Source organism: Mesorhizobium sp. M1A.F.Ca.IN.020.06.1.1 (genome assembly GCF_004023265.1).
Taxonomy (GTDB): domain Bacteria; phylum Pseudomonadota; class Alphaproteobacteria; order Rhizobiales; family Rhizobiaceae; genus Mesorhizobium.
This window is the reverse complement of sequence record NZ_RZSR01001047.1, coordinates 1-1,980: the sequence shown is the minus strand read 5'-3', so window position 1 is coordinate 1,980 and position 1,980 is coordinate 1. Positions and strand designations below refer to the sequence as shown.

Below are 1,980 nucleotides of genomic sequence, written 5' to 3'. Positions count from 1 at the left end.
GGACGAGTTCACCGATCACGCCAAGCCTGAGAAGATGTATGCCGACGCGGGCCTCGACACGACCGGCATCGTGCGGACGGTCTTCGCCGCACTCGGCCATGGCATGCAGGCGCAGCGCGCCTGAATCGAAACCTCAGCTCTCCGATTGAGTTTGCTGGCTGCGGCTGCAACTGTTTGTTTACGTTTTCATTTGGCCGTTCGGTTACCTTGTCTTTTGGCCGATTTTCAACGGGCGCCCTGCTAAAACCCTGGTCCTAGGCAGGGGATAAGAACAATGAATTCGTTCCTTTGCGGCATGGCCCTGCTGAGTGCCATGGCCGCGCCGGTGGCAGCCGAAACGCGTTACGACCGCAACCTCGAAAAGGCGGTGATGGACATCGTTGCCGGCAAGATGGGCAACATCCGCGGCGGCTTCTCCTACAAGCAGGCTCCCCAACTGGTGGTTCCGCAGGAAGCCGCGCCGACGGCGCCGGCTCCTGCTGAGCCGCGCGAGCAAGCCTCCCACAATGACGGCCTGATGCCGGCGGTCGAGCGCCCGGTCTCGCGGACTATTTTCTAAAACCACATATCGCGCACGCAGCGGCCGTCGCGCGGCAGGTCGTCGAACGTTTCGAGGCCGTCGAAATGCTCGATCGGCAGGTCGGCGACCGCCTCCGGCGGGGCCAGCCTGACATTGACGGCGATGCGAGTGCGGCCGCTCGAGCCGGGAAGCAACCCGCGCCAGGCGAGCACACAGGCGCATTTCGGACAGAACAGGATTTCCAGCGCGGGCTCGGCCACCTCGACCCTCCTGTAGGAGCTCGTCGGACCTGCGATGCGGATGCGCTCGTCGACATAGTCATAGGCCCAGAGCGTGCCGTAGCGGCGGCAAAGGGTGCAGTTGCAGGCGGTGATCGATCCCGGATCGCCTTCCAGCGTCCAGTGAGCGGCGCCGCAATGGCAGGTTCCCTTCAGCATGGCTCCTCCTCGCCCGGGTGAGCGGACTATAGGCACCGGCATTCTGCCGTGCCCCGCGCCATATTCAACAGGGCTGCCATTGCCTTCGCCGCCGGCTTTCGCCAATGAAGGCCGATGAGTTCCTCTTTGCCCGCCAGCGCGCGTCCGCGTCTCGACGAACTGCTCGTCGCACGTGGCCTGTTCGCCAGCCGTTCCCGCGCCCGCGACGCGATCGAACGCGGCACCGTCACTGTCGACGGCGCAGTCGCCCGCAAGCCGGGCCAGCCCGTCGCGCCACACTGTGTCGTTACCGTCGACGATCCGGCGCAGGCCTATGTGTCGCGCGCGGCGCTGAAGCTGATTGCCGGCCTCGACCATTTCGGCCTCGATCCCTCTGGGCATGAGGCGCTCGATATCGGCGCCTCGACCGGCGGCTTCACCCAGGTGCTGCTCGAGCGTGGTGCTACCCATGTCACGGCGATCGATGTCGGTCACGGCCAGATGCACCCGGAAATTGCCACCGATCGGCGGGTCACGGTCATTGAAGGGCTGAATGCGCGGGACCTGACCGCCGCCGATCTTGGCGACCGCGATCCGGATTTCCTGGTCTGTGATGTCAGCTTCATCTCGCTGAAGCTGGCGCTGCCGCCGGCGCTGGCCTTGGCGGGCGAGGGCGCCAGGGCGCTGCTTCTCGTCAAGCCGCAATTCGAGGCGGGTCGCGAGGCGATCGGCAAGGGCGGACTGCTCAAGGACCCGAGCGAGGCCGAGCGCATCGCCGCCGGTTTGCGCGGCTGGCTTGCCGGCATGCCGGGCTGGCGCGTGCTCGGGCTGCATCCATCGCCGATCGAGGGCGGCGACGGCAACCGCGAGTTCCTGCTCGCCGCGATCAAGGACGCGGCATCGCCATGAGCGCGCGCTTCACCATCACAAGGCTCGGTTCGCAGGGCGACGGCATCGCCGGTGCCGATGGCGGCGAGGTCTTCATCCCGTTCACGCTGCCTGGCGAGACGGTCACCGCCGCGCGCCGGAAGGACCGCGCGACGC

The 1,980-nt window shown here is 66.6% G+C and carries 4 protein-coding genes; 3 read left to right on the top strand and 1 reads right to left on the bottom strand.

Annotation, left to right across the window (positions count from 1 at the left end; genetic code table 11):
- The first annotated feature begins 274 nt into the window (after positions 1–274).
- Complete coding sequence (locus tag EOA60_RS30760) at positions 275–559, top strand: hypothetical protein (RefSeq protein WP_067327851.1); 285 nt, start codon at positions 275–277, stop codon at positions 557–559.
- On the opposite strand, the gene EOA60_RS30755 is transcribed toward EOA60_RS30760, so the two are convergent.
- Positions 556–957, bottom strand: coding sequence for a GFA family protein (locus EOA60_RS30755; protein ID WP_095823806.1), 402 nt, complete (start codon positions 955–957; stop codon positions 556–558). The genes EOA60_RS30760 and EOA60_RS30755 overlap by 4 nt on opposite strands.
- Before the next feature lie 114 nt (positions 958–1,071).
- Between EOA60_RS30755 and EOA60_RS30750 the strand changes: the two genes are divergently transcribed.
- The gene (locus EOA60_RS30750) at positions 1,072–1,845 is read left to right on the top strand and encodes a TlyA family RNA methyltransferase (protein ID WP_095823805.1); all 774 of its coding nucleotides are present in this window, start codon (positions 1,072–1,074) and stop codon (positions 1,843–1,845) included.
- Positions 1,842–1,980: TRAM domain-containing protein (locus tag EOA60_RS39350; protein WP_128312452.1), on the top strand; the 139-nt coding region annotated here is incomplete at its 3' end. The genes EOA60_RS30750 and EOA60_RS39350, both read left to right, overlap by 4 nt.